The 2,257-nt window shown below is 40.6% G+C and carries 2 protein-coding genes; one reads left to right on the top strand and one right to left on the bottom strand.

The features are described from left to right. The first annotated feature begins 83 nt into the window (after positions 1 to 83). Positions 84 to 989, top strand: coding sequence for an EamA family transporter RarD (gene rarD, locus ACKVDP_RS13680; RefSeq protein WP_409229460.1), 906 nt, complete (start codon positions 84 to 86; stop codon positions 987 to 989). A 44-nt stretch (positions 990 to 1,033) separates the two neighbouring features. On the opposite strand, the gene ACKVDP_RS13675 is transcribed toward rarD, so the two are convergent. Then, the coding region (locus tag ACKVDP_RS13675; protein ID WP_409229459.1) for a cation:proton antiporter at positions 1,034 to 2,257 on the bottom strand (1,224 nt) is incomplete at its 5' end.

The raw sequence follows: 2,257 nt of genomic DNA, 5'->3' as shown, positions 1-2,257 counted from the left end.
TCAGGTGATTTTGTTCTGGAAAATTTTGAAAATTGGTGTATAATCTATTTAATGATTTAATTTATTTGAGGGAAGGTTATACAATGAATAAAAGTGAATATACACAAGGCCTTATATTGGGTGTGCTCTCATTTACCCTGTGGGGTCTACTGCCGCTTTACTGGAAGCTGGTAGATGCAATCAGTCCATATCAGATATTTGCACACAGAGTTGTGTGGTCTTTTTTATTTGTGGTAATTATAATAATCCTTAGGAAAAAGGGTAATGATTTCAAACGAGAACTTGCGAATCCAAGGACCTGGTTGAGTTTTACTGCACCAGCCCTTTTTATCTCCATAAACTGGATGACCTACATTTGGGCAGTAAACAATGGATTTGTTATAGAAACAAGTCTTGGATACTACATGAATCCACTTTTTCTTGTTTTTCTGGGAAGTATATTCTACAAGGAAAAGCTCAGTAGATTACAGCAATGGGGAGTGGGTTTTGCCTTTGCAGGAGTGCTGCTTAAGACTCTTCTCTACGGAAAGGTACCTGTAATTTCATTGATTGTGGCAACAAGCTTTGGTATCTACGGACTTCTAAAAAAGAAGACAAAGGTGGATTCACTGACGGGACTTGCCTTTGAAACCATCATTATTGGAATTCCGGCACTTATATACATTGGATATGTTGAAATAACGTCCAATGGAATAAGCGGAAATCTTCCAGTCTACTACTGGCTTTTAATTATGACAAGCGGAGTGGCTACGGCTACACCACTTCTGCTGTATGCAGAGGGTCTTAAAAGATTACCTCTAAAGATCATGGGGTTTATACAGTATATATCCCCATCAATCTCCTTGATCCTTGGTATATTTGTATTTAAGGAACCCTTTGATCTCTGGTCATTGGCTGCATTTGGATTGGTTTGGATCGGTTTGGGCTTTTTTACATACTCCCAGGTGCTGCTACTTAGAAATGAAAGAAAAAAGCTTAGGGTAAACTAAAAAATCATCCACTGGAAAATCCAGTGGATGATTTTTTTCTAATTTTAAACGTTGGAAGGGTCAATCTCCCCAGCCTTTATTAGCGCATTTTTAGCTATTACCGGTCCCAGCACCTCATAGACCACAGTTGAGGCAAGTATTACAGTCCTAATGGTTGCTCCGAATTCAGGCATAACAGTCTGTGCAATCATGGAAAGTCCTATGGCAACACCTGCCTGAGGAAGAAGGGTTAGCCCAAGATATTTGGTCACCATCACCGGTGAGTTGGTGACCTTTGCACCGATAGTCGCCCCAAGGGTTTTGCCTAGAGACCTCACTAGGATGTAGCCAATCCCAATAAATCCTGCATATCTTAAAACACTAAGGTTCAGCTCAATTCCTGCCAAGGTGAAGAAGGCAATGAATACCGGCGGAGTCACCCTGTTTATGATATTGATGGCTCGAATGCTGTTGTGTGAGAAGTTGGCGATTGTTATTCCCAGCATCATGCAAACCAGAAGTGTTGATGCATGGGCGAAGGTTGCAATGCCTATTGCGATGAAAACAGCTGAAATTATAACGCTCAATAGCTCATCCTCACCCTTGATCTTAGGGATGAAGTAGGCTAGAGCCAGTCCTGTCAGCAATCCAATTCCAAGAGAAAGTGTTATTTCCCATAGGGGCAGTAAAACTGCACTTACAAATGAAATGGTTCCTGCTGCAGACATCAGAGAATTCGCAATGGTGAATGCAATTCCAAAGGATATTATTGCAAGTCCGTCATCCATTGCAACAACAGGCAGCAATGTATCCACCAAGGGTCCCTTTGCCTTATACTGTCTTATGACCATTATGGTAGCTGCAGGTGCAGTTGCCGCTGCTATGGCTCCTATGGTGATTGCAAATGGTAGTGGTTGCTTGAATATGTATACCATTGCAAGAGTCACCAAAACCACTGGAGTAAGAGCTTCAAAGAAGGTTATTGTGATGAGTGATTTCCCCATTTTCTTCAACTTTTTGAAATTGATTTCGCTACCTATGCTATAGGCGATAAAGCCAAGTGCAGCTTCTGATATTATGTTCATGCCTTCAGCGATATCCATTGGAATTATTCCAAGGATTGATGGTCCGATCAGAACACCTGCAAGAAGATATCCGGTTACGTGTGGTAGCTTAAATTTTGATACCAGCTTTGCCATTACAATTCCTGAAAGCAGTATCAGTGCAAAGTAAAATAAATTGTTCATTATGTACACCTCTTCATCATATTTAGTTGTAAAGTATATAAA

Origin of the sequence: Gudongella ferriphila (assembly GCF_046224405.1) — a bacterium.
Classification (GTDB): Bacteria; Bacillota; Clostridia; order Tissierellales; family Tissierellaceae; genus Gudongella.
This window is presented reverse-complemented; position numbering and strand designations above follow the sequence as displayed.